Here is a 25,027-nt window from a genome sequence, read left to right on the forward strand (position 1 = left end):
CTTAAACTTGATGGGTCGCATTTGATCCGGCAGGCAATCGGCAAGCTTGTTCTGGTGCAGGGGAAAGGCCTACCTCTTCAGCGGATCACCGCGCAGATATCCCGGATTTGGCCGCGAAGCCAGCGATGCCCCAGATCGGCATCCAGCCGGGGGTGCCAGAGTAAGGAAACGGTGACCTCCGGTGTGGAGAAGGGAAGGGAAAAGCTCTGCATGCCGGTGCGCAGATTTCCGGTGTGTCGTTCGGGAACACTGGCGATCAGGTCGGAACCCCGGGCGAGCGCCAGCGCCGCCGAAAAGCCGCCGACGATCGTGACGATCTCCCGTGTCAGACCCAACAGTTCCAAGGCCTCATCAATCGGTCCCTTGTCGAGACCCCTCCGCGAGACAACGACGTGCTTTCCGGCCGCATACCGGGAGGGCGTGATCTTCCCCTTGCTCAGCACGTGTCTCTTTCGCACAACGCCGATAAACCGGTCGCGGAACAATGCCTGCACGCGCAGCTCCGGGGCAGTCGTGTCACTCACCACGCCGGTTTCCAGATCGACGGTCCCGTCGCGAAGGGGCGTGCTGTCTTTGTTGGGCTTCTGTACGAAGCGCAGCCGAACGCCGGGCGCTTCCTTGCCGATGCGGGCAATGAGATCCGGTCCGAAGTTCTCCACAAAGCCTTCGCCGGTCCGGAGCGTAAACGTCCGGACGAGCTGTGTGAGGTTGAGCTTCCCGGCCGGGCGTAGCACCGCCTCTCCCTCCTGCACGAGCTGACTGACCCGCTCGCGGAGTTCGATCGCCCGGGGCGTGGGAACGAGACCGCGTCCGGCCCGCACCAACAGCGGATCACCAATTGTCTCACGCAAGCGCGCCAGGGCGCGGCTCATCGCCGATGGACTCAGCTGCAACCGTCGGGCTGCGCGCGCCACACTCCCTTCCGCGAGCACCGCATCGAGCGTGATCAGCAGGTTGAAATCAGGAGTCGACATGCAGGGATTGTAGCATAGTTTTTTTCTGATGTAGCGTCACATGCACGAATACAGTGCAAGTGGTGCGTCTTCCGCCAGGTCCCAGCAGAGCGTATATTTTGGAACATGACAGGTGGAGCGGGGCCAAAAAAGCGGAGGGTATGGTGAAGACAATTATTGCAAACCAACACACGGTCGACCATGAAAATGCGGAACGAGAACCGACGGTACGATGGGCGCTCGTCAGCCTTTCGCTCTCCATGTTGCTCTCTTCGCTCGACACCAGTATCGCCAATGTGGCATTACCGACCCTGGCCCGGGCGTTCACCGCCTCCTTCCAGGAAGTCCAGTGGGTGATCCTCGCGTATCTTCTCGCTGCTACGACCCTGATCGTCAGCGTCGGACGGCTCGGTGACATCATCGGCCGGCGCCGGCTGCTGTTAGCCGGAATTTTCCTCTACACGGTGGCCTCGGTCCTGTGCGCCGTCGCGCCCACGTTCTGGTTGTTGATTGCCGGGCGGGCGGCGCAGGGCCTCGGTGGGGCTATCATGATGGCGCTCTCTATGGCGTTTGTGGGTGAGACGGTGTCGAAAGCCAGGACCGGGAGCGCCATGGGCCTGCTCGGCACGATGTCCGCAATCGGCACGGCTCTCGGTCCATCGCTCGGCGGCATGCTGATCGCCGGATTCGGTTGGCGGGCCATCTTTCTCATCAACCTGCCCCTGGGGATGCTGACTTTTCTTCTCGCGCACCACTACCTCCCCATGGATCGCCGGGGGCCGGAGACGCATCGGGCCGGATTCGACCATGCGGGCACGCTCCTGCTGGCGCTGACGCTCGCGGCCTATGCCCTCGCCGTGACGCTCGGTCGCGGCAGTTTCGGTGTCCTCAATCTGTCGCTGCTCCTGGCTGCGGCCATGGGCGTCGGCCTCTTTGTGCACGTGGAGGCGAGAACTGCCTCGCCGTTGATCCGATTGGCGGTGTTCCACGATCCCATGCTGAGTGCCAGCCTCGCCATGAGCGCACTCGTCACAACGGTGGTGACGGCGACGCTGGTCGTCGGGCCGTTCTATCTATCTCGAGCGCTCGGGCTCGATGCGGCGATGGTGGGACTTGTCTTATCGGCCGGGCCGCTGGTCGCCGCCCTGACGGGGGTGCCCGCCGGGCGCATGGCGGACCATTTTGGCGCAACACGCGTGGTGATCGTCGGGCTCATCGGCATGGGGGCCGGTTCCTTCATCCTGGCCATGATGCCGGCGACATTCGGTATTCCCGGTTACATTGTTCCCATCATCGTCATCACCGCAGGCTATGGGTTGTTCCAGACGGCCAACAACACTGCCGTCATGACCGGTATCAGTCCGGACCAGCGGGGCGTCATGTCCGGCATGCTCAACCTCTCGCGCAATCTCGGGCGCATCACCGGGGCATCCGTGATGGGTGCGGTGTTCGCATTTGCCTCGGCCACGATCGACATCACTACAGCGCCTCCAGAGGCCGTGGCCAGGGGTATGCGGATCACATTCGCCGTTGCCGCGACGCTCATCGTGATCGCGCTCGGCCTCGCCGTCGGCATGCCCGCCGCACAGCGGGTAATCGGGAAGTGGCTCCGGAAGCAATGGGGCAGGGGAATGAGAACGTTTCGGGATGAAGTGGGGGGCGTTTCACCTGGAAACACATCGATACACGACTTTCGATTTCTTACCATTGGAAGCTTCACACTTGCATCGATCATTCCGACACGAGGTACGCCTGCCGTCCCATTCCCAATTGCGTTTCCATCCGATACCATTGACACGACATCCGAAAAATTCCCAATATCCAAACGGAACCTCCACATGAACAATCTTAAACGTATCTTCATCTTTACGGTCAGTGTGTTTCTTCTCTCCTTTGGATACTTCCTCTCTCTCTATCCGAATCGGCCTGATGATCCCGAGCACGAAACATTTCTGCGCGAAATCGGAGAGGGCTTCGGGACGCTCGGCCTCTGGGCCCTGGGCATTATTTATGGCAGAACGTTGTTGAAGTTGGCATGTGGCCAGGGTGGGCTTCTTCAGCGACTTGTCCCGGACGAATACGACATGTCTGCGATTCCGCCATTCAGCACCCTTCTCAATGTGTTGAATCGCACGCACGTCTACGTGGGGATTGCCGCCATCGCGGTCATCCTGTTGCACATTGCGATGCTCGGCCTGCATGCCGACATCTTATTTTTCCCGGCCGTCCTGGCGCTGGTGCTGTGGCAGGGCATGTTTGGGTTTTTCCTGACGTGGCGATATTCTCCGCAGGATTTGAAAAGGTTTTCCTATTTTGTGCATGCGCAATTTGTGACCGGCATCATGATCGGCATCTTCTCGGTATTTGGACATCTGCTGCTCGACGATTAGTTGTTGAGGGGGATCAACATGGGAATTTTTCAGGTAAGGTCCCTGAGGCCTCGAATGGAACTGGGCCATGTCACTCACAGCCGGATCGGGCTGCATGAATCATGAGGAAAGGGCCTTGTATGGGGTGGACGGTCTATATGTTGGAATGCGCCGATACCAGTTTGTACACCGGGATTACCCTGGACCTAAAACGTCGTCTTGACGAGCACGCAAAAGGGAAAGGGGCCAAATATACGAAACACCGTGGTCCGTTTACCGTGGTGTTCACCGAACGTCAGGAGACGAGAGGCCAGGCCTTAAAAAGAGAAGCGGCGATTAAATCCATGAAGCGAAAAGCAAAACTGGGCTTAATCGGCACAGAATAAAACAGTCGCGTACCCTCATTCCTCTGTTCTTCATCCGCCATCACCATCTTCCTTCTTTTTGTATGCCCGACGCGAGCCATCGGATACCAAATCTTATTTTCCGCATGGTCATCCTGATCCATTCGACAAGGCTCAGGACAAGGGCTTCGGCGAAGAATCTGTACCCAGCCAACCCCGTCCATCGAAAGACCACGCCCCTCTGTCGCTTCCGACGTTGATCATCGGGCATCCTTTCCGGGGAGCCCCACAAAAACCCGCAGACAAAAGTGGATCATTCTGGAAAAGCAGGAAGGAGAGAAGGGAACCGGCGGTCTGTGTGAATAGAATGTTCCTATCCCAAGCCCTGGTAGGGGAAATTGAAGGAAGGTTGACCGAACCTATTGCCTTCAGGTCGGCCAACCGGGCTGACGCTCCAATAAAAAGGCGGGCCTTGTTTGAGCCCTGCGAGTTGGACCGCCACTCCCTTGGTCTGCGTCGGCCCGGTGCAATGTGGCTGACCTGGGTGGAAATGGTTTTGGGTCCTTTTCCCGAAAGAAAAGGACCTCGTCCTTAGGGGGGGCGAAACCCCGCAGAAAAAAGTACGCCATCTTAATAAGCAAAAAAAGAAGGTAGGGAACTGCGAGTAGATGTGAATGGAAAACCTGCCCTCAAGCAGATTCAAGACCAAACGAACGGCACCGATTCAACCCGGCTTATGATAACCGTACACCCGGTTTAACACTTCTGACAAAATCTCTTCATGTAGCGCCTCCGCTTCCTCCCAGGTGGAACAGCGGCGGCACGTTTGATCAAGATCGCCACCAAACACCATTGTTTCAAACAGGAGAGGGGGGCCGGCGAAGAATTGATGATCGATCCCGAGGAACACGGTGGAAACCTCAATGTCGGCAACTTTTGTGTGACTTACAACCCGATCAGCCGTTTCCACCCATTCGCCAAATTCCTTGGCACTCGAAACGGGAACGACGACCTGATTACGTAAAATGTAGAATCGCATGCTTAGAGCTCCGGATCATATTCGACACCACCGTGGTCTCTTCCTCTCTAGCATAGGACATGATGCCAATCTCCGGCCTTCGACATCAACACCGGCGACGAAATTTCCTCATCTGCAAATAACTCCCCCTTTCAATGCAAAAGGAAAGGGAGCCGGGTTGCGTCTCATGAGGAATCGATGACAATATGGGTTTCTTTATTTTTAGAATGCCGGAAGATCAGGTTGGTCAGGCCTCCTTGTGGCTTGATGACTATCTTTATTCACGCACAAGAGGATGACACATGACTGAAGAACAGAAGCCCGTGTTTACCATAGAGAAAATTTACGTCAGGGATTTGTCCGTGGAAGTTCCCCATGCTCCCGGCATTTTTCTGGAGGGTGGAGCCCCACAGGTTCATGTCGAATTGAAGACACATCATACCCGCGTGGAAGAGGACATGTATGATGCGTCCCTGACGGTGACCGTGACGGCCAAGGTCAACGAAAAAATCATGTTTATTGTGGAAGTGGAGCAAGCCGGCATTTTTCGGATTCGGCATGTCCCGGAAACGGAAATGGGTGCGGTGTTAGGGATCGGGTGTGCGAATATTCTCTTTCCCTATGTTCGTGAGACGGTGTCTGATGCGGTGACACGGGGAGGGTTCCCGACCGTCATGCTCAACCCGGTGAATTTTGAAGCCCTGTATCAACAGCAACAACAGCAACAACAGACGACACCCGATTCCGCGGCCACCATCCACTGAGGCAGCTTCCCGGGCGAAGTGCTTTCCTGAAGGGCGCGGAGCACTAGCTTCTGTAGACGTTCAATCACGAACGGTATGGATTATCTGCAGGGAGAGCAAACAAGGCAAGGCAGTCAAGGTTTCGTATTGCAAGATCTTAGGAATTGGATCTCGTGATAGGTTTTAAGAGCTTGCCGGGAGGGGATGGTTGAGATACAGTAAATATATGCGAACCACTAATGACACAGTGCAAAAGACGATCCCGGCGAACGAAATCAAGCGGAGGGGACTTTCGGTCATTGACAAGGCCTTGAAGAAGGGGCCAGTGCATGTGCTTAAGAACAACGAACCCGCCTATGTCATTATGGCAGAAGATCAATATTGGGAACTGGCGAAGCGGTATCGTAAGTCGTACCTGAACCGAATTCGCCGCTCATTGAAGGATCTTAAGCAAGGGCGTGTCCGTCCCCATACAGCCCAAACTCTCATCGACGAACTTCACCTCGAAGCCTAATGTATACGCTGGCCACGACCAGCTATTTTGATCGGCGCGTGGCCAAGTTCACCCGAACTCACCCCGAACAGAAAAAACAACTCGCCAAAGTTCTCAGAGGATTAGAAGCCGATCCGTTTCAACCCTCTCTCCGCCTGCATGCTCTCAAAGGGGAATTGGAAGGACTGCATGCCGTCAGCTTGACCCATGCCTACCGTATTACTTTGACATTACGAATTACCAGAAAAGAAATTGTGTTGCTCGATATCGGAACCCATGATGAGGTCTATCGATAAAATGTTCCCATAGCCACGAAGGAAAAACCCTCGCAGTTATTGTCCGTCCGTGGGTTTGCCTCGGTACGCTTGCATTTTGATCCGACGCCTGCCGGCTGGCCCAAGGGAGGGACGCTCTGAGCATCTCGCGGACCTTGTTTGAGCGGAGCGAGTTGGGCCGCTCTTCGGAGTTGGCGTCCCTCCGCTTCAATGAGGCCAGACGGGGCGTCACTGGTTTTGGCCACTTTTGCCGAAACAAAAGTGGCTCGGCTACCGGGCCGAAACCCGGCATCTAATCTCAAAGACTAGTTTCATCCATCCTCCCCTCCGTCCTGCCCGACATTCGTAATCGGGCATCCATCTTACTCCCCACATGGTCATCCTGAGCAGCAGAGAAGGATCTGTGGCCAGCGGCAACCCAGTACATCGAAATGCGACAGTGCTTCGTCATTTTCTCCTGGCCGTCAAGGGAAATCCATCTTTATTCCGGCACCAGAGCGAGAGGTAAGGAAACCAAAAAGGCTCTTCTCATTCAAGACCGCTTCAGCCGATAGAGTCGGAGAAGGGCGGAGCGCTCGCAAGTATCGTAATCACAGTTTTTCGCCATAGGGTTATTCCTGCAAACGCTAATGGACTTATAAAGTGAACGTGAGACCGCACTTACCGATTGCCGCGTGAAGGCTGGTTCAGGGGTGCGAAGGGGGTGGCGGGATTATAGGCATTAGCGGGGTTCAGGGGATTATCCGGATTGTATTGGTTAGCGGGATTGAAGGGATTATTGGGAACATAACGATTGGCGGGGTTGAGTGGATTCCCGGGATCGAACTGGTTGGCAGGATTGAACGGATTGTCGGGAGCATAGGTTTGGGCAGGGTTCAGGGGGTTGTCCGGAACATAGCGATTGGCCGGATTGAAGATGTTGTAGTCGCGCTCGTACTTCTCGTCAAAGCCCATCTCGGCCCAGGCAAACCGGAGCGAGAAAAGCACCGCGGCCAGGATGAAGAGCACACGCATACCGCACCCTTTTAAACAACGTGAGAAAGTAACATAACGATTTTACACCGAAATTCTTTCCCCGTCATTCCTCCAGTCGTTGGAGGACGCTCTCCGGTTGTTATCCTGAGCCTCCTTCCACATGGTCATCCTGAGCAGCAGCGAAGGATCTGAGCCCAGCCTCATCCCGCCTATCGAAACGCTATGTTCCTCCGTCATCCCTCAAGTTCGTCAGCGGGCATCCATCTTCAATCCTTCACCCATCCGAGCCCAGAGAAAACAGAAAAGCAGAATGCCCTCTCACGCCAACACGAAGTTTTTCAAACAAAAACAGGGAGAGAGAAGAAGAGCCCCGGAGCTACCAAGACAAGGCAGTAAAGATATCGTCTTGCAAGACTTGCCCCCAAAAACAGAAAAAATTGAACAACTGATGAATTGACGAAGCGAGGCTGAACAGGGCCACTGCGAGAGGCAGAGTATGAGTCAACCAAAGATTTTCCCCACGACTCCAAGGGGTGGCTATTGAAAGAGTTCGTCGGGTTCCATCTCGGGACGATACTGAAGTTGAAGGCCTTTCAAGAAGTTCCGCAAAATTTGGTCTTGGCATTTGCGGTAGTGTTTATGATCAGGTCTGCGAAAAAATGCACTCAGCTCATGTTTGCTTATACGAAAATCAGCCAAAGCCAATATCGACAATATGTCATCGGCTTGTAAATTGAAGGCGATTTTCAGTTTGACGAAAATAATATTATTGTTGAGCCGTTGTTCTGGTTCAGACTGCGCGCCATCTTTCTTGCCACGCTTCGCGTTAATCAAACCATTGAGGAACGTGGCGAACATGGTGTCAGGACATTCCACAAAATCTGGATCATCATCTTTTTTTAACCATGCGCTCACCTCTGCTCGTGTCACGATCTGGTTGGCCTGCGCAAAGACATCGATCATTTTGGAATCACCAAAATCCAGGATGTAGCGAATTCGACGCAGGCAATAATTATTGTTCATGTCTGTGTTCCCGTGACTTCATGGTTCCCTTCACCACGAGTTGGTGAGAGTTGGATTCGAATTTTTTCATCAGCGAACGCAATTATAACACCGGCCATTATGGCCTTGTTGAATAAATCTCAAAAATCACTCGAATATGCACGAGAAAAATTTAGGCATCAGCAGCTGACGGGAATGTTCAAAAACGTCATCCAGCAAGGCCACAGCCATATTGGCGCCCGGAGCGTATCCTCAGTACGTGAGCACGACAAAACGGCGAGAACGCCGCTGGGGGCTTTTTTCAACATTCCCATTATGTTCTTTCACGTGTGAGTCTCTCGACTGTCCCATTGAGCAGGACCAGCCCAAGCCAGAAGCAGTTTAACGTATGAAGTCACGACCCCACCACCAACCCAATAACAATTCCGAAACTCCCTCGCCCTTGTAGGGGTTTGTTCCGAAGCGGAACTCGCGGAGCCTGTCCTGACCGAAGCCGAAGGGCTTAAACAGTCCTCGCGGAATCTCCGATGTTGGCTGCGCTCCGCGGCCACGCCAAAGGGAGGATTATCTCTTAGTCAGGATGAGACGATCATAGAAAATCGAAAAGAAAAAGTTCCTCCTACTCCAACACGATGGCGGTCAATAGGAAAGGGGTAGGAGCGGAGAGCTCTGGAGATTTGTAAACAAGGCAGGAAGGGTGGGTGAATGAATGAATGAATGAAGCCCTGACCCTGACTGCTACCTTTTTCGTCAACTTGAGTAACAAAGGTTTTAGATCGCTCTCTTATTTTGTACGGCTGTTAATATTTAACTTGAAAATTCCCCGTTAGCTTGCTACGGGGTCCTCTTTTTTTGCTACCCTCATGAAGCGTGAGACTTCAAGATGACAAGCCAGTGCGAAAGAGTTCTCATTGTGCATGGCAAATCCATTACCATATTGTCTTTCCGGTCAAGTACCGGAAGGTGCTGTTAGACGAGAAAGTCACAAAAATTATTAAAGAGACCGCCGTAAGTATTGAAGAACGGTATCCCATTGAAATGGAAGCTCTTGGCACGGATAAGAATCACATTCATGTACTTTGCCGTGCTCATCCAAAAGTAGCGCCAGGACGGCTCGTGCATATCTTCAGGAGTATTACGGCTCGAGAAATCTTCCGACGACAGCCAGCCGTCAAGCGTGAGCTGTGGGGCGGAGAATTGTGGTCGGATGGGTATTAAGTTGCGACGGTTGGCGAGCGCGCCAACTGGCAGATGGTGGAGCGGTATGTCCAACGGCAAGGTTATCCCAAAGAAGATGTCCAACAACTAAAACTCTTCTAACTCTTCGATACCCCGTCAGCTTGCTGCGGGGTTCTTCATTTTGAGAAAGATTTTTTATTTTTCTTCCCTCAAAATATTCATACTACCACTCTGTTTCATCTTGTCATATTCATTTGCGCACTGTGAGGCCGAAGTACCAGGGAATCTACTACTTCCGTGTAAACTACTGGTAACTTGATCAGGCATAACACAGGCTCGTATATACTCTATTCGCTCTTGGGCTTCAGTTGCTCTAAGCTTCACTTTCCACTCCTCTTGAGCAATTCTCTTAGTGAGTTCTTCTTCACGTTTTTCCGCCATTTTTTTTTCTTGATCAAATTGGCGTCTTTCTACCATCAGCTTCTTGGTAACTGAATCTAAATTGGCGCGTAGTACAGATAACTCATGGCTATATATTTTTAATTGTTTAGCGAGCGAATCATATTTGGGTTTATCGACATAATTCAATTCTAGGTTTTTCTCGAGGCTTTGATGGCCTTTCTTCAGTTGAGCGGCTAATTCAACATACTTTTCTCTACTTACATAATTATCTTTAAGTGCCTCCTTTAAGACATAGCTATTTTTTTGGATAGGTTCTAATGTCGCTATGGACAATAGTGAATGATAGGCGCCAACTCCGGCACAGAATCCAGTGACTAAGATGCTGAAAAAGAAAACCAGTGGGTGATCTTCTATTTTTTGCTTCCATGACATAATTTTTGCGACTAAAGAAAATTCTGAGAAACCTGGCTATCTAAGGGAATTGGTTGCTACCTTTTATTCTTCTTAGAATGATCCTTGGGTTTCCTTTGGCTTCATGAGGGTATTCTCTGGATGTAAGAAACTCCCCATGTAACTATTTCTTGTTAACAAGTTTTTTGAGGGTTGGATCTTACTAATGTGTAGTTTTGCAAAGAATTGCGAATTCGTGATGCTTTTTGGTCTGATTGTAGATTTCTTTGTTTAGAAATTTCTGCCACTTCGACATGCTACCCAACTCGTTGAAAAATGTACAGAAACTTTGTTCATGAATTTTTGTCGGTGGGGTGGGGGTGTTCTGAAGATTTTATGTGTGAATTTAAATATGTCACGGATGCCGGATTGAATATGTCTCGGATAACGAAGGGTCGTCGCGTGGCGATGTGCGGGGTTGGGCTGGGCTCAGATCCTTCGTCGGAACTCAGGATGACAGCGAGGAGAAGAAATGATGGAGAGGAAGATAGGTGCTCGATCACTCACGGCGGGCATGCCGGAACGAGGAGAGATTTTTCATTATGGAATTCGGATAAAGACATTTGCACAGGTTTCTTTTCGGAAATAAAGACCTGCTTTGATTCCACTTTTTTTCCGCGAAATTTCGAGGGGTATTGTTCTGCAGTCTGATAACTTGAATTGGGAAAATTCTTTTGAAGTTATGATGATTTTGTGATGGCTCTAGATTGGACTCGCGAGAAGGCCTTGAGATTTCAAGAGGGGGGGCGGAGTTTCGCCCCCGAACGACGAGCTACTTTTGTTTCGGCAAAAGTAGCCAAAACCATGTTGGCCGTGGCATGGCCCTTCGGGTGTCCTGCGCGGTTCACCGGCCCCGGCGGCGGGCAAACTCGCTGCGCTCGGACACTGCCCGCCTTTTTTCCGGTGTCGGTTGCACTGCTCGGCCATGCCACAAGGCCAGGGGAGCCTAGGGAAGAATTGTGAATCAACTCGCTCCCCTCAGACACGCTTTGCTAACAAGAGCGTCCCTTCCTGGGGCCAGCCGGCAGGCGTCGGACCATAGGAGAAGAATTTTTTAGGGGCTTCCATGAACGAGAGCGCACGGTGGGAATGACGGAGTTGAGAAGATGGATGGTTGAGACGGATGGCGCAAATGATAGGGCTGTGCGAAAAGGTGAGAGGGAATGAAGGTTTCCGGAAAACCCTTTTAATTAAGAGAAGGTGGAGAAGGGTACATGGCGTTGGAACGTCCTACGCTCCGGGTTGCTTAAGGCCCGGTTTGAACCACGGTTTCGACGGCAAGTGTTTTCTGTGAGTTGGCAGGTGTGTAATGGAGTTTTTCAAACCCGATCACGTGACCGGCTTTATCCTTCATGAGAATGACTTCTTCATTTGTTTCTTCGCAGACATGCTCTAGGGAAGGATCATCCAACCATACTGTTAAGGTATGGCCCACGGTGTCATGAATTACTTTGATCTTGTCCATATTGGTTTTCCTGTCTTTATTATGTCGGTTGGATAGGCTGTAATCAAGAATCCTGTCCCGTTTTCCTTTCTGACAACCGCGCAAAGCCATCGTGCCTGAGATTCACCATAGAACAATATGACGTGTGGGTCTTTTTTACTTCGACGAATTTCAGTGGGTTCCCTTAGTATTTGCTGAATGTCATTTTCCCTTCCACGTAAAAGAGGGTGCTTTTCTGAAACGATGAATGTCCAGTAGTTTTGGGTACACCGGATAGTGAGGCCCAGCGGAGATTCCACCTGGAAAAGCCAGTCCTTCATTTCATTCCCTGAAAGACTTTTCTACGAATTGCCACGGAATTATCAGGCATTTTTCTGGGCTTTTAATTCTTGCCTGTTTATTGCCCATTCTTTCCTTTTTCCGAGGTTGTGCTGTGTGGCAAAGGGTGGGCTCTTTTTTGAGGGACTCAGGTCATTTGTAGGGAAAGGGAATCAGAACAAGGTCATAGGCGCTACATGTCATTCCAAACCTCATCCTCAGCATTGTCCCAGATATGTTTCATGGCCGGAGTCTGGGCGAGCTTGAGTTCCTCAGCTAGTCTGTCTTTGGCCCATGTTTCAACTCAATGTACCCGATGAAATCTAAGACTTCCTTCGCTAAAGGTTCGGGAAGTTTTTGAATTTCTCGCATGATTTGTTCTGCCGTTGACATGGTGTGCGCCTCTTTTTTTCGTTCTAAGGGATTCCTTAGAACGAATGTACCCAACCTATTGCTTAAAGTACAGAATTTTGTAGGGCCGAGGGTCGGCCCGGCAGGCGAAGTCAGGGAATTCGGGGTTTCGCCCCCGTACGGCGAGCCACTTTTGTTTCGGCAAAAGTGGCCAAAACCATTGACGCCCCGTCTGGCTTTATTGAAGGGGAGGGACGCTAAACATTTGAAGAGCGGCCCAACTCGCCGGGCTCAGACAAGGTCCGCTAGCTGATAAGAGCGTCCCTCCCTGGGGCAAGCCGGCAGGCGTCGGATCAAAATGAAAGCGTACCGAGGTAAACCCGCGCAGGCGGCCCAACTCGCGGGGTTTATCCTGAGCCAACGCCGAAGGGTTCAAACACTCGTCGCCTTTTTTCCGGTGCCGGTTGCATTGCTCGGCCAGGCCACCAGGACAGGGATGCCTCAGACAATACAAGGAAGATGGATCCCCGAGAACAAATGTCGGGGATGACGGAGTGGGAGAGGGTCCCTCCCTTGGGCCCGCCGGCAGGCGTCGGAACAACGATCTGTCTGGTTTTCTTTCATGGAGTAGAGGTTAAAAGGGGAGGCCGAAGCCTGCTGTGAAATTCATCCCGTCTTCCGAGAATCCGAAATCGGCGCGAAAGATGGCCGCACGCTCGATCGTGAATCGGGCGCTGACCCCGTAGCTCTGGCGCACGCGTTCCTGGAAGAATTTTAATCCGTTCTCTGCGACACCGCCGACTTCGTAGAAGAGCGCCAGCCCAAGGCGCTCGATCCGGAGATATCGCCAGATGGGGAAACCGCGTGGGAGGACCCAGACGCGATATTCTGTGGCCGCAGCCCAGGCCGCATCATCCCGCCAGCGACCGGCGATGTACCCGCGTAGCACCCGGCTGCCGCCGAGGGTCGGCCGCTCGAAAAACGGCAGGTTGCCGGAGCTTAGTTGGCTCTCGAGGTGGAGCGCGATGGTGTCGGTCGGCGGATGCTCTTCGCCCACGTCTCCTCCATCGTGGAAGAGCCCTGGAACGGGGATCAGCTGGTCGCCGAAGAGTTGGTAGATTACACCCCGGTTCCAATCACTCTGGAGAAGCGCGGCATCGACTCTCCCGCCCAGGACCGTCCCGCGGTAGGGATTGCGCTGGCTGTCACGCGTATCCCAGCGAATGCCGCCGCCCATCCACCCGAGAGCATAGGGATCCGCCTCGGCGAAGAGCCCGGGAAACTCCCTGTCGGTTTGCCCGGCGCCCCCAACGCGGCCCCGGCTGAGCCAGTGGTGTTCCCCTCGCACATCCAGCTCGAGGACGACGTCTTCAAACGATCCTTCAAGCGACTTCGAGAGACCCAGTTCGAGAAAGGCGATCTGGTCGGTATAGCTTGTCTCCTGACTTTCCTTGGTCGATGGCCCGATTCCGAAGAAGCGGCTGGTCAGCGTCTTGCGATATCCCCCGCCCGCGCTGACGAAACTGCGTTCTTCCTGGAGCACGCCACCCGTGGGGACTTCGAGATGCTTGAGCCACCGTCGCCACCGCAATACATAACTCTGTTGGCCCTCGGTCGTGTGGGAGAGAAAGGCCCCAAGGAATTCACGACGACGTTGCGCACGAAAATCGATGTCGGTGATGGCCACCCCCAATCCGGCGCCGACAGCGGAGTTGGCGAAGAAGAAAGGAAGCAGGAAGCTCGAGACCAGGAAGCGCTCGAAGAACCCGCCGGGCTTGAGTCGGCCCGCGGGGATATAGCGCCAGCGTTCGGGCTTGGTGACAAGCGCGGCTTTGTCGATGCTGGGAATCCGGCCATTCTGGTCCATTCCTCGATAAGGGTCGTAGACCACCTCCTTCTCGACCGCGGCAGAAGCGGGGACGCTCGTTTCGGCTTCCACCGGAAGCGCGAAGAGGAGGAGCATCGGCAGGACCCAGGATATGCAGGACGAGACGCAGCGGATTCGACGACCATTCATCATTCTATATGGCGAAACGTTCGATGGATATTTTTCCCCTGTCCCATTCGCCTGATGTGTCTTGATCAGGCGCGAATCTGATTCATCAACGAACCCGCGACCATGCTACCCAACCCATTTAAAAAAAGTACAGAATTATTCTGCATGTATATTTGGCGGTGGGGTGTTGAGGGTGAACGCGTATCGAATCGCTCGGGCACTCGATGAAATTGGGTGTTATAGAATCTGACGGGGTTTCGCCCCCGGACGACGAGCCACTTTTGTTTCGGCAAAAGTGGCCAAAACCATTGACGCCCCGGCTGGCCTTATGGGAGGGGAGGGACGCCAACATTGTGAAGAGCGGACCAACTCGCTCTGCTCAGACAAGGTCCGCTACATGCTAAGAGCGTCCCTCCCTGGGGCCAGCCGGCAGTCGTCTGAGCAACGGTCTGTCTGGTGATTTGAGCGACAGTGGTTGTAATGAGGTAAGAAACAAGGTGAAAGCCTGAGGTCAGGAGGAATACATTGGATCAAGTCAAGAAAAATGCGTGCTCCAACTTTATTGAACATTCACTCGGTGTGAACTTTTGTGGTATGGGGATAGTTTTTCCTGTCAGTATCAGACTGAATATGGTACGACTTAAGGATCGAGGAGGCTCTGTATGAAAATTACGTCAGACATCAAACCGATTTCCTACCTCAAAGCGAATGCGGCCGCATTGTTAGACCAAATAAATACTACCCATCGTCCCGTCGTCATAACACAAAATGGTGAACCCAAAGCCGTCCTTCAGGATCCCCAAAGTTATGCGGATATGAGAAATGCCCTTGGCCTGTTAAGGCTGATTTCCCAGGGAGAAGAAGATATTAAGGACGGCAAGACGCGAACCCAAGCTGAGGTATTCAAGAACTTAGCGTCTCGATTGCAGCGACGATGAAACAGGTTTATAAGGTCATTTGGGCGGAAATTGCGGAAAATGACCTGCAGACGATTGTTGCTTACATCGCCGAGGATAGCGTTTCCCGGGCCTTACAGATTCTGCGAAAAATTACGAAAACCGCTTCAAAACTCCATCAGGCTCCAATGCGAGGCCGAATTATCCCGGAACTCTGAGCCCAAGCGGTGTTGCAATACCGTGAATTGATTGTGTCTCCCTGGAGAATCATCTATCGAATTGCAGGGCAAAAAGTTTTTGTTCTCTCCGTTCTTGACGCACGCCAAAATATCGAAGATATCATACTCAAGCGACTCCTCACTTTGTGACGGCTGCCCGTTCAGGCCTTTTGAGCATTATTCGGCTCTTTTCTCATTGCTTATGAACAGGTCTCATACAAGGTTCAGCTGAAGGATGAGTTGAGAATGGGAACCGAGCCACTTTTGTTTCGGCAAAAGGACCCAAAACCATTGACGCCCCGTCTGGCCTCATGGGAGGGGAGGGACGCCAACATTGTGAAGAGCGGACCAACTCGCTTTGCTCAGACAAGGTCCGCCAAATGCTCAGAGCGTCCCTCCCTGGGGCCAGCCGGCAGGCGTCGATTGAGTACGTGGGCCTTGGCATATTTATTTTCGTTTGCTTTTTGGTTGATTAGGAGAATCTAGTGCAAGGGCGAAAGGTTGGTGCTTTTGCTGTAGGTGCCACTGCTTTGCTAGATCCTTCGTTTCTCTCAGGATGACAGAGTGGCTCAGGATGACTGAGTGGTGCAGGATGATTGGGGCGCTACTGTTTCTTGGGTATGAGATAGATGTCGAAGCGGTGTTTTTTGGTTTTGATGGAGGCTTGGGGTTTGATCCCGGCGAGATACTCTGCAGAGGCCGGGCGTTTGACGACGACACGGTTTGTGGCAATCGTGAGCGCGACCTTCAGTAATTCATCGGCATCGGTGTCCTGGCCGACGACATCCTGTACCATTCGCATGGCTTTTTTGACTAAGGCTGATTTGTCTTTTACGGGAAACATGGGATCGACATAGATGACCTCTGGTGCAAACGCCACCTGGAGCAGCGCCTGACGACTGTCGCCACAGGTGAGCGTCAGCTTGTCTTTGATGAGCGCGCCGATTTTCTCATCTGCTGCGGCGCGACGTAAGCCGTCTTCCAGGAGTGTGCCGATCATTGTCGATCGCTCGATCATATGCACGCGGCAGCCCATGGTGGCCAGCACAAAGGCGTCACGCCCCAATCCGGCGGTGGCATCCACAATCGTCGGGCGTTTGCCTTTTTTGATGCCGACGGCTTTGCTGATGGCCTCCCCACCGGCGTGGCCATATTTTCTCCGGTACGCGGTTTTGCCCGACACAAAGTCAATGACCACCGGCGTCATGTCCGGCGCATCCTGGTCGATCAATTGCCATTGCTGATTGTGTAATTGCAGACAATACTTCATGTGTGTATTGACGGATTTCTTTGGAAATGATCTCAGTAGGGAGGATGGGGGAGGGGAAATTCCTGGGAAAGTGGCGGAGCAATCCAGACTGGTTACATGTGGATGTCCGGATTCATACTTTGGTGGATGACTCTGGCGATCACAATCCGCTTCTTTCCCATTTTGTAAAAAATTGAGTGGGGGCCACATTCGAACCGGAAATACTCGGGCAGAATTTCACTGCAATCTCTTCCCAATGTTGGACTGTCGGCCACCTGCAGCAGGCAATCCCTGAGCGAGAGGAAATATTCATCCGCCACATTTTGCCCGAATTGCTGGATGGAAAATTCATAGGTTCGCTGGAGGTCCTGGTCTGCCTTTTTTGAGAGTTGATACTCACTCATTGTTCACACATCGTTTTTTCACATCGTTCATAATATCCTCAACTTTCCGGCGGCTCACACCGCTGCGGTCTCCTTCAAGGAGTGCCCGTCGCAACACTTCGATCTTTTCCTGATCCCGCCGGATCAGATGACGCACGTACTCGCTGGCGTTTGCGTATTTTCCCGTTTCAATCTGGCCCTGCACCCAGTCCTTCATGGGATCGGGGACCGACACATTCATCGTTGCCATAGACTCGCCTCCGTTTTTCATTTTGGCATAGATGGGCAATCCGTTCCAACCAGATATTAGGCGCAGACATCACATGTGAGGGTGAATGCTTGAGGGCCAGCAGGAATGGCGGAGAAAAATGGATGAGTGCCCGGGCAGGGAGCGGGGAGGCTCCCTGTCCGGTGGTTGCGTCAATGATGTTGACTCATCATGTTCGCTCTGCCGGCGTCCATACACGGAGGCGGAGGCTGTTGGTGACGACACTGACGGAGCTGAAGGCCATGGCCGCACTGGCCAGGATGGGGCTGAGCATGATGCCCCAGATGGGATAGAGGATGCCGGCCGCAACCGGAATGCCTACGACATTATAGATAAAGGCCCAGAATAAATTTTGCTTCATGGTTTTCATGGTCTGCCGGGCCAACTCGATGGCGGACCCGACCGCTTGCAGGTCATTGCGCATGAGAGTGATATCGCCGGCCTCGATGGCAATATCGGAGCCTGTCCCCATGGCGATACCGATGTCCGCTTGGGCGAGGGCGGGTGCGTCGTTCATGCCATCACCGACCATGGCGACGACTTCTCCTTTTGCCTGGAGCCGCCTGATTTCCGCCACCTTTCCTTCGGGAAGAACATTCGCCACGACCCGTGTGATTCCGGCCATTCGTGCTACCGCTTCTGCGGTTTGTTGATGATCCCCTGTGAGCATCGCCACCTGATACCCGAGCCGGTGCAAATGGCCGACGACGTCGCGAGAAGAGGCTTTCAGCGGGTCGGCGATGGCCACTAAGGCTGCCACGGTTCCGTCGATGGCCACATACACGGGGGTTTTTCCTTCCCTGGCAAATCGCTCCCCATCCTGCTGGATTGCGCCGGTCTGGATTTTCAATTCAGACATCAGCGCGTGGTTTCCTACGGCGATCTTGTAGCCTTCGACGATCCCCACGGCACCTCGTCCCGTCATCGCCAGAAACGCGTGCACCGGAGACAACGAATATTTCCGGGTTGCGGCATGCCGCACGATGGCCTGGCCGAGCGGATGTTCCGACGAACTTTCCAGCGAGGCGACGAGACGAAGAATCTCTTGTGCGCTGTGGGTGGTGCCGGGGGCCGGGAGAATTTCGGTGACGGCCGGTTGTCCTTCGGTGAGGGTGCCGGTTTTGTCCATGACGATGGTGGTGACCTGGCTTGCCCGTTGAAGCGCTTCTCCACCTTTGATGAGTATGCCCAGTTCGGCTCCTTTTCCGGTGGCCACCATGACGGCCGTGGGCACGGCTAATCCCATCGCACAGGGGCAGGCGATGATCAGCACCGACACGGCGGCGACCAGAGCGCGTATGGCAGGGGCGGTATCCGCCATTACAAACCACACCATAAATGTGGCAATCGCCAGGGAGAGGACGACGGGAACAAAGATCCCGCTGACACGGTCGGCCAGTTTTTGAATGGGTGCGCGCGATCCCTGGGCCTCACGCATGAGTTGCACAATGCGCGAGAGCACACTGTCTGTGCCCAAGGTTGTGGCGTGATACTGAAATGCCCCGGTGGTATTCATGGTGCCCCCGATCAGGCGATCGCCGGGCTGTTTGTCGACGGGCATGGATTCTCCCGTCAGCATCGATTCGTCGACCGAGCTGGTTCCGGCGAGCAAGGTGCCATCCACCGGAATGCGTTCTCCGGGACGGACCAGCACGGTGTCTCCGGTTCGCATGTCTTCGACCGGAATCTCCCGTTCCAGGCCATCCCTGATGATCCGGGCGGTTCGTGGTTGAAGCGTCATGAGTTTTCGCAAGGCCGCCGATGTTTGGCGCTTGGCTCTGGATTCAAGCGCATTTCCTGTCAATATCAACGCGATGATCATGATGACGGCCTTGTAATAGAGTTCCGGCGCCATGCCCCGGCTCAGAAAGATCTCGGGTGCGAGAGTGGCCAGGAGGGAGAAAAGAAAGGCTGCGCCGGTGCCGACGGCCACCAGGGTATTCATGTCGGCGGAATGGTGGCGGAAGGCGGCCCAGGCCCGCGTATAAAAATGTCTGCCTGCCCAGGTCATGACGAAGACGGTCATGACGAGCAGGGTGAATGCCAGGATGTTTGGATTTATGGCATAGAGGTCGGGGGCGAATGATGTGAGGACGGGTGTCATCCCTCTCATGATCCAGTGCATGAACGGATCGGTCACCCCACCGTGCGGGTGTGTGGGTGCGGCACTCATGAGCGGCATGGAGAGCACCATGGCAACCACCCCGAGTATTCCGCTGATCACCGCCTTGTTGCGAAATGATCGAAATTCCTCCGCCTGCTTGTGTTCCTGTTGCGCCTGCTCATCCTGGTCGGTGTGATCCGACGAATTGATCTCCGCCTCATACCCGGTCTGTGTAATGGCCTGTCTGACCGCGTCCCGTGTCGTGGTGCCGGGATCGTAAATCACCTCCGCCGATTTCAACATAAGATTGACTGAGGCCTGGATGACGCCGGGTTCCTTGTCCAGCGCGCGTTGCACGCGGATTTGGCAGGCCGCGCAGGTCATCCCGCCGACCGAAAGACTTACCCGTCGGGTAGAGCCCATGTCAGGCGATTCGTCCCGTTTCCTCACGGTGGGATGCGATCGTATGCTCTCTGGTTTTGCGATGACGGTGTTCATGTCCGTTTTCCTTTTCTGTATGTTCGATGTTAATGGGTAAGATTTTTGATATCAATTTTCAGGCATGTAAAAGATCTGCACGTCCTTGCTTGGCTCCTCACCCTGCTGTCATCCTGAGCCGCTCGGCGAAGGATCTGTGCCCAGGTCGAAGGCCCTCAGGGTTGAGCTGGATCCTTCGTTTCACTCAGGATGACAGAGTCGTTCAGAATGACACAGTCCGTGAGAGACGAGGCTTCATTTCCCTTTCACCTTGTGGATGATTTCCCGGTTTCTGCGGGGATCTGAATTGGCTTATCCGGCATGGCTTGGGCCATGAAAAAGTACCAATTGACCCAGGCAATGGCCGTCAGTCCACCGATGAAGACGATCCATTCGATGGTGTTCATACGGCCTCCATGCTGAGCCGGGCTTTGTAGCCTTCCTCCTCAATCGCGTGAATAATTTGGTCGGGTGTGATGGTCTGAGGGTAAAAGCCAAGGGTGGCCTCCCCGATTTTCACCTGATCCACCTTCACGCCCTTCAAATTGGAAAGGATGTTGGTGATACCTTGCACACAATGTCCGCAGCTCATGCCTTCAATCGTGAGTGTGAGATCTTCCATGGGAACCTCCGTCTGTTGAAATTGGTCTGTGTGTGGTGCATGTCCTGTTCGGTGTCCGACATTCCCGTTTGTTTATATAGACGGAGCCCGGATTGAATTCTTACAGTGGGTGGAGTGTTGAAAAAGCCTGCCCTGAGTCTGGCCGAAGGGGCCGCCAGCGGCGTTCTCGCCCCTTGGCCGTGCTCACGTACTCCTCCGTACACTCCGCCCGTCCAAGTGGCTGCGGCCTTGCCGGACGGACCTTTTTGAACACTCCCTATGTGTTTAACATGAATCTTCGTTACCCAACGGCGGGCCAACGCTCGCGAGCCGAGAGGTGAATGTGGGGAGTGGAAGTTTAGGGAGAAGGGGTGTTGGGGCTTATTCGCAGGTGCAATTCAAGCACCCATGCTTACTGCAAATCCCGCAGGAATCTTCCAGGGACTTGCGCAAGGCCTGGCGCGCTCGATGCAAACGGACCGTGAGGTTATTGGTGGTGATGTGTAAATCCTTGGCGACGGATTGCAGCGATTCTCCGGACAAATCTATCCGGCGAATGATGTCGGCATATTCGGGTTTGAGGGTGAACACGAGGCGATCCAGACAGGCACAAATCGTCGGTTGCAGTTCATCCAGCGAAGGGACCTGATGGGTGCCCAGTGTCTCGGTCTCGACAAGAAAGGCTTGAAACCGTTTTGAGTCCGTTTCTTTGCTTCGATAATAATCAATCAGCGCATGTCGAAGGATTTGGTAGAACCAGGGGACGATCCGGTCCATCTTTTTGATGGAATGGAAATGGGCCAGGGCTTTCATGAAGCATTGTTGCAGAAGGTCTTCGGCAAAGGCGGGATTACCCAGACGGCGGGTCAGAAAGGCGTGAAAGGCTTGGCGATGATCGGTTAACTGCTTCATCACCTCATCTAGGAGGGGAGGGTGTTGGGCATCCTTTCCCATTTCAGATGTAACTTCGGTTTTCATGTGCTAGTCAAGGTTGTCGTCAACCCGTTCAGGAGGGCGAGACGATAGCACGCCCGGCCGGCATTCGGGAAGGTCGGGTAGGTCTAACGGAAGAGACGACCTGGAAAATTACTTTCCATTTACGTGCCGGTGGGAATGATGACTCGAAAGGAAATGGAAAGGAAAAGGATGTCTGGTCATTCAACAGTGTGCGCGGGTTTGAATGTTTAATGACGACGGGCATTACCCGGGCCACATGTGCATGATGGACACGGATGATGAACTCCCCAGGCGGGACGCTCCGGCATTGACCAACGCCACCGCAGTGATCAGGTCCCGGATGCCCCCGGCCGCCTTGACGCCCACCCGTGTTCCGACAATACTCCGCAAAAACCCCACCTCCTCAATGGTGACGTGGCGACCGGTAAATCCGGTCGACGTTTTCACATAATCGGCTCCGGCCTTTTCCACGAGTTGGCAACCTGTTTGTTGTTCTTCCTTATTTAAGAGCGATATTTCGAGTATGACCTTGACCAGAATTTTTGATCGGGAGGTACGGCGCGCCACGTTCACGACGCCCTGGATATCGTCCAGGACGGCTCCATGATTGCCCGCTCGGAGCAAGCCAATCTGGATGACCATATCCAATTCATGCGCTCCGGCTTCGATCGCCAGTTTGGCTTCGTAGGCTTTCACATCCGGAAGCGTGTTGCCGTGAGGAAAGCCGATAACCGTGGCAATCCGGACGGGAGATCCCGTCAGACAACGCGTGGCAAACGGAACCCAGAGCGGGGCGATGCAGACCGTTCCGAACCCGAACGTCATGGCTTCTTCGCAGAGCTGTCGTATCTGGTCTTTGGTGGTTTCCGGTTTTAACGCGGTATGGTCAATAATTTTTGTGAATTCGTCGTGGGTCATCCTGCAGGCTCCGATGAGAGTTTCGAGAGGTTGCGATGTCCCCTCCGGGAATTCGTATGACCTGACCGTGTCGTATGGGTACCCGGATCAGACAACAAATATGAGCTGACAGGGCATTGATTACAATGTCTTGCGAATGTTGTCGTAGCCTTTTTTTAGTTCGTCCAGCACCAGTCCCAGCCCGGAGGATACGGATTCGGTTGTGTGACTGGCTTCCTTTTTGACCGCATCCATCTTAGTCTTGACGTCTTCCCATCGTGTTTCAAGTTTCGCCCATTCATCACGCGCATCCGCTTTGGCCAGGTGTAATTTTACCTGAAGCTCGTCACGTTGGCGTTTCAGATCATCGGCAATCTTTTGCAGCTGTTCTAATGAATGCCCCATGAATGTCTCCTTTCCTTAAAACTCTGCAGAACCGGTTGATGAATCTTGTACTAGATTAGCAGGAAACCGGACCGAGAGTGTACTTCGCCACAATGGCGAATCCATTCATCAGTCACCCGGCGATTCCTTTGCGGTGCAGGGAGGCAGGAACCGTGTCGATTCCCGGGACTAGGCGAGGGAGCGTGGTACCTGGTCCGGTGAGGCGGAAATTGTTGACGGTTGACGAGTGCGAGTGTCTGCAGGATGTTGAAAAAGCATGCCCTGAGTCTGGCCGAAGGGTCCACCAGCGGCGTTCTCGCCCCTTGACCGTGCTCACGTACTTCTTTGTACGCTCCGCCCGTCCAAGCGGCTGCGGCCTTTCCTTCGTGAAACTCAGGACAGGACAGGACAGGACAGGACTGGACGGCCCTTTTTGAACCCTGCTAGTTAAAAAGGATCTTTTTGTGCCGTCGCGTCCTCCGTCTTTACTTCGTAGGGGACGATATCGCAGGTGCAGCCTTTGACCTTTCGGTCCACATACATGATCCAATGTCCGTCCCGATTCACATCATGCCAGTAGAATAACGGCCATTCTTTCGTTTCGACGACCGAATTCCAATGTTCATTATATTCCGAGATGAGAATTTGGCGGGCGGTTTTGTAATCGACGATGCCGTCTTTGCGGAGGGAATATTCTCGAATGTAGAGGCCGGTGACAATATTGATATCTTCGTCGACCAGGTAGGCCTCATCCGGTTCGGGTGGCGGCATTTCCGCTGTGACGATTTCCCCTCCAATGAGAATAAGGGCTAACACGATGGCGAATGCGTGAATGGGGATGGTCGTTCGCATGACATCCTCCTTGGCTTGAGGCCCTGAGCCCGACTCCACCTGGTGAGTGGACTTCCTCTTTGTTTTTTAGAGCAACTGGTATGCCAAAGATGACGTGAACGGTTGGTGGTGATTCAGGGGAGGTCAACCTGTTGAGTTGAAAGGAATTCGAATGGTGGTGAAGCCGGTGTGGGGACAACGCACCCGTCAATATTTTGTCAATGTTTTATCCCTTTATGCACAAGTTGCAAATATTTGACACCCGGCGTGGGCTCTCACCAGGCGTAGGCTTCGGGTGCGGGGCCTCCCGGTCCGGGGAAGATGGTATCTAATTTTTTCAACACCTCTTTGGACAGTGTGATGTCGAAGGTGCGCATGGCGCCCTGTAACTGGTCCAGCGTTCGGGGACCAATGATGGGTGCCGTGACGGCTGGTTGCTGAAGCAGCCATGCCATGGCGATATGTGCTGGCGCCTCGCCGACTTCCCGGCACAGCGATTCGTAGGCTTCCAACCGTGGCCGGAATTTTTCCACGTTTTTGCGCAGATCCTCATCGGCCCGCCGTCCGCTTGTCGCGGGTTCAAGCGCCCCGGCCAGGAGGCCGCGCGCGACCGGACTCCAGGGAATTACCCCAATGCCGTACGCTTCACAGGCCGGAATGACCTCCAGCTCAATCATGCGGTCATTTAAGTTGTACAAACTCTGCTCCGCCACCAGTCCCAGGAAATTCCGGTGCCTGGCCATTTCCTGCGCTTGCGCCAGATGCCATCCCGCAAAGTTACTGCTCCCCACGTATAAGATTTTCCCCTCGCGCATGAGCTGTTCCATGGCCTGCCAGATTTCCTCCCACGGCGAATGCCGGTCAATATGGTGCATCTGATACAGGTCGATATAATCGGTTTGAAGCCGGCGCAAACTGGCTTCACAGGCCCGCTTGATATGAAGTGCGGACAAACGGGATTGGTTGGGCCAGTCTCCCATTCGCCCGAACACTTTGGTGGCCAGGACGACTTTTTCCCGGCGTTGACCTCCCTGCGCAAACCAACGACCGATGATCTGTTCGGTTATGCCTTCCCCCACTTCCCAGCCATAGACATTTGCGGTATCAAAAAAATTAATGCCGAGTTCCAGTGCGGTATCCATGATGGTTCCACTGTCGGCTTCTGTGGTTTCCGGTCCGAAATTCATCGTGCCCAGACACAACCGGCTGACTTTCAGCCCGGATCGACCAAGATGGACATATTTCATTCAGCCCCTCCTCATAATAGATGACGCATACAGCCGAACACTGACGCACTCTAGCAAGAATGAATAAATCTCTTCCAGGAGAAGGGCACACGAACGGCGACATGGGGCTGGTGTGGAGTGTCCTGAACCCCCTGGGCCTCATCCTCAATGATTATTTTGAACTGCTTTCCTATTTGGCGTATTATGACCCCTCCTTCACGATT

The 25,027-nt window shown here is 53.6% G+C and carries 26 protein-coding genes and 2 pseudogenes; 8 read left to right on the plus strand and 20 right to left on the minus strand.

Features of this window, described 5'->3' with window-relative positions; all coding sequences use genetic code 11:
- Positions 1–77 precede the first annotated feature (77 nt).
- Positions 78–974 carry a LysR family transcriptional regulator gene (locus ACTRXD_RS18265; protein WP_442433216.1) on the minus strand — a complete coding sequence of 299 codons (897 nt, stop codon included), beginning with the start codon at positions 972–974 and terminating at the stop codon, positions 78–80.
- 140 nt (positions 975–1,114) lie between these two features.
- Here ACTRXD_RS18265 and ACTRXD_RS18270 point away from each other — a divergent pair.
- Together ACTRXD_RS18270 and ACTRXD_RS18275 are read left to right on the plus strand one after the other, a co-directional pair.
- Positions 1,115–2,527 (plus strand): annotated as a pseudogene (locus tag ACTRXD_RS18270) (MFS transporter); the annotation flags it as partial.
- A 935-nt stretch (positions 2,528–3,462) separates the two neighbouring features.
- Entirely contained in the window at positions 3,463–3,708 is a 246-nt protein-coding gene (locus tag ACTRXD_RS18275; protein WP_442433217.1) for a GIY-YIG nuclease family protein, read from the plus strand.
- Between the two features lie 682 nt (positions 3,709–4,390).
- On the opposite strand, the gene ACTRXD_RS18280 is transcribed toward ACTRXD_RS18275, so the two are convergent.
- Positions 4,391–4,705, minus strand: coding sequence for a hypothetical protein (locus tag ACTRXD_RS18280; RefSeq protein WP_442433218.1), 315 nt, complete (start codon positions 4,703–4,705; stop codon positions 4,391–4,393).
- A gap of 281 nt (positions 4,706–4,986) precedes the next feature.
- Here ACTRXD_RS18280 and secB point away from each other — a divergent pair, with 281 nt between their 5' ends.
- The 3 genes from secB to ACTRXD_RS18295 all read left to right on the plus strand — a co-directional run bounded on the left by secB (position 4,987) and on the right by ACTRXD_RS18295 (position 6,216).
- On the plus strand, positions 4,987–5,448 hold the full coding sequence (gene secB / locus ACTRXD_RS18285; protein ID WP_442433219.1) for a protein-export chaperone SecB: 462 nt from the start codon (positions 4,987–4,989) through the stop codon (positions 5,446–5,448).
- 187 nt (positions 5,449–5,635) lie between these two features.
- Positions 5,636–5,941 (plus strand): prevent-host-death protein, encoded by a 306-nt coding sequence (locus tag ACTRXD_RS18290; protein WP_442433220.1) that lies wholly within the window; start codon positions 5,636–5,638, stop codon positions 5,939–5,941.
- Positions 5,941–6,216, plus strand: a complete 276-nt coding sequence (locus ACTRXD_RS18295; RefSeq protein ID WP_442433221.1) for a type II toxin-antitoxin system RelE/ParE family toxin — start codon at positions 5,941–5,943, stop codon at positions 6,214–6,216. Before ACTRXD_RS18290 ends, ACTRXD_RS18295 begins: the two co-directional genes overlap by 1 nt.
- A gap of 639 nt (positions 6,217–6,855) precedes the next feature.
- Here the strand turns inward: ACTRXD_RS18295 and ACTRXD_RS18300 are convergent.
- Complete coding sequence (locus ACTRXD_RS18300; protein WP_442433222.1) at positions 6,856–7,209, minus strand: hypothetical protein; 354 nt, start codon at positions 7,207–7,209, stop codon at positions 6,856–6,858.
- A 498-nt stretch (positions 7,210–7,707) separates the two neighbouring features.
- Positions 7,708–8,193, minus strand: a complete 486-nt coding sequence (locus ACTRXD_RS18305) for a DUF1456 family protein (protein ID WP_442433223.1) — start codon at positions 8,191–8,193, stop codon at positions 7,708–7,710.
- Between the two features lie 873 nt (positions 8,194–9,066).
- On the opposite strand from ACTRXD_RS18305, the gene tnpA reads away from it, so the two are divergent.
- Complete coding sequence (tnpA, locus tag ACTRXD_RS18310; protein ID WP_442433224.1) at positions 9,067–9,390, plus strand: IS200/IS605 family transposase; 324 nt, start codon at positions 9,067–9,069, stop codon at positions 9,388–9,390.
- A 156-nt stretch (positions 9,391–9,546) separates the two neighbouring features.
- Here tnpA and ACTRXD_RS18315 read toward each other — a convergent pair whose 3' ends face one another.
- From ACTRXD_RS18315 to ACTRXD_RS18335, 5 genes and pseudogenes are all read right to left on the minus strand, one after another.
- A complete protein-coding gene (locus ACTRXD_RS18315) occupies positions 9,547–10,185 on the minus strand; it encodes a hypothetical protein (RefSeq protein WP_442433225.1) in 639 nt (212 codons plus the stop codon).
- Between the two features lie 1,264 nt (positions 10,186–11,449).
- Entirely contained in the window at positions 11,450–11,668 is a 219-nt protein-coding gene (locus ACTRXD_RS18320) for a DUF2283 domain-containing protein (protein ID WP_442433226.1), read from the minus strand.
- A gap of 490 nt (positions 11,669–12,158) precedes the next feature.
- A pseudogene (locus ACTRXD_RS18325) lies at positions 12,159–12,358 on the minus strand (DUF2281 domain-containing protein).
- Between the two features lie 196 nt (positions 12,359–12,554).
- Positions 12,555–12,752, minus strand: coding sequence for a hypothetical protein (locus ACTRXD_RS18330; RefSeq protein WP_442433227.1), 198 nt, complete (start codon positions 12,750–12,752; stop codon positions 12,555–12,557).
- 198 nt (positions 12,753–12,950) lie between these two features.
- The gene (locus ACTRXD_RS18335; RefSeq protein ID WP_442433228.1) at positions 12,951–14,279 is read right to left on the minus strand and encodes a BamA/TamA family outer membrane protein; all 1,329 of its coding nucleotides are present in this window, start codon (positions 14,277–14,279) and stop codon (positions 12,951–12,953) included.
- A gap of 695 nt (positions 14,280–14,974) precedes the next feature.
- Here ACTRXD_RS18335 and ACTRXD_RS18340 point away from each other — a divergent pair.
- Together ACTRXD_RS18340 and ACTRXD_RS18345 are read left to right on the plus strand one after the other, a co-directional pair.
- Positions 14,975–15,250, plus strand: a complete 276-nt coding sequence (locus ACTRXD_RS18340) for a type II toxin-antitoxin system Phd/YefM family antitoxin (protein WP_442433229.1) — start codon at positions 14,975–14,977, stop codon at positions 15,248–15,250.
- Entirely contained in the window at positions 15,247–15,426 is a 180-nt protein-coding gene (locus ACTRXD_RS18345; protein WP_442433230.1) for a type II toxin-antitoxin system RelE/ParE family toxin, read from the plus strand. The genes ACTRXD_RS18340 and ACTRXD_RS18345 overlap by 4 nt, the downstream gene beginning before the upstream one ends.
- Before the next feature lie 604 nt (positions 15,427–16,030).
- Here the strand turns inward: ACTRXD_RS18345 and ACTRXD_RS18350 are convergent.
- The 11 genes from ACTRXD_RS18350 to ACTRXD_RS18400 form a co-directional block, all read right to left on the minus strand.
- On the minus strand, positions 16,031–16,696 hold the full coding sequence (locus tag ACTRXD_RS18350) for a class I SAM-dependent methyltransferase (RefSeq protein ID WP_442433231.1): 666 nt from the start codon (positions 16,694–16,696) through the stop codon (positions 16,031–16,033).
- Between the two features lie 92 nt (positions 16,697–16,788).
- Positions 16,789–17,079, minus strand: coding sequence for a type II toxin-antitoxin system RelE/ParE family toxin (locus ACTRXD_RS18355; protein ID WP_442433232.1), 291 nt, complete (start codon positions 17,077–17,079; stop codon positions 16,789–16,791).
- The gene (locus ACTRXD_RS18360) at positions 17,072–17,308 is read right to left on the minus strand and encodes a type II toxin-antitoxin system ParD family antitoxin (protein WP_442433233.1); all 237 of its coding nucleotides are present in this window, start codon (positions 17,306–17,308) and stop codon (positions 17,072–17,074) included. The genes ACTRXD_RS18355 and ACTRXD_RS18360 overlap by 8 nt, the downstream gene beginning before the upstream one ends.
- Before the next feature lie 187 nt (positions 17,309–17,495).
- A complete protein-coding gene (locus ACTRXD_RS18365) occupies positions 17,496–19,928 on the minus strand; it encodes a heavy metal translocating P-type ATPase (RefSeq protein WP_442433234.1) in 2,433 nt (810 codons plus the stop codon).
- A gap of 245 nt (positions 19,929–20,173) precedes the next feature.
- Positions 20,174–20,314, minus strand: coding sequence for a hypothetical protein (locus ACTRXD_RS18370; RefSeq protein WP_442433235.1), 141 nt, complete (start codon positions 20,312–20,314; stop codon positions 20,174–20,176).
- Complete coding sequence (locus ACTRXD_RS18375) at positions 20,311–20,529, minus strand: heavy-metal-associated domain-containing protein (protein ID WP_442433236.1); 219 nt, start codon at positions 20,527–20,529, stop codon at positions 20,311–20,313. The genes ACTRXD_RS18370 and ACTRXD_RS18375 overlap by 4 nt, the downstream gene beginning before the upstream one ends.
- 360 nt (positions 20,530–20,889) lie before the next feature.
- Positions 20,890–21,486 (minus strand): RNA polymerase sigma factor, encoded by a 597-nt coding sequence (locus ACTRXD_RS18380; protein WP_442433237.1) that lies wholly within the window; start codon positions 21,484–21,486, stop codon positions 20,890–20,892.
- A 222-nt stretch (positions 21,487–21,708) separates the two neighbouring features.
- Positions 21,709–22,383 carry a deoxyribose-phosphate aldolase gene (deoC, locus tag ACTRXD_RS18385; protein ID WP_442433238.1) on the minus strand — a complete coding sequence of 225 codons (675 nt, stop codon included), beginning with the start codon at positions 22,381–22,383 and terminating at the stop codon, positions 21,709–21,711.
- A gap of 120 nt (positions 22,384–22,503) precedes the next feature.
- Positions 22,504–22,767 carry a hypothetical protein gene (locus tag ACTRXD_RS18390; protein ID WP_442433239.1) on the minus strand — a complete coding sequence of 88 codons (264 nt, stop codon included), beginning with the start codon at positions 22,765–22,767 and terminating at the stop codon, positions 22,504–22,506.
- 426 nt (positions 22,768–23,193) lie between these two features.
- Positions 23,194–23,598, minus strand: a complete 405-nt coding sequence (locus tag ACTRXD_RS18395) for a hypothetical protein (protein ID WP_442433240.1) — start codon at positions 23,596–23,598, stop codon at positions 23,194–23,196.
- Positions 23,599–23,852: 254 nt separating this feature from the next.
- Positions 23,853–24,824 (minus strand): aldo/keto reductase, encoded by a 972-nt coding sequence (locus ACTRXD_RS18400; RefSeq protein ID WP_442433241.1) that lies wholly within the window; start codon positions 24,822–24,824, stop codon positions 23,853–23,855.
- Between the last annotated feature and the right edge of the window lie 203 nt (positions 24,825–25,027).

The organism is Nitrospira sp. T9 (assembly GCF_052156535.1).
In the GTDB taxonomy this organism is placed as follows: Bacteria; Nitrospirota; Nitrospiria; order Nitrospirales; family UBA8639; genus Nitrospira_E.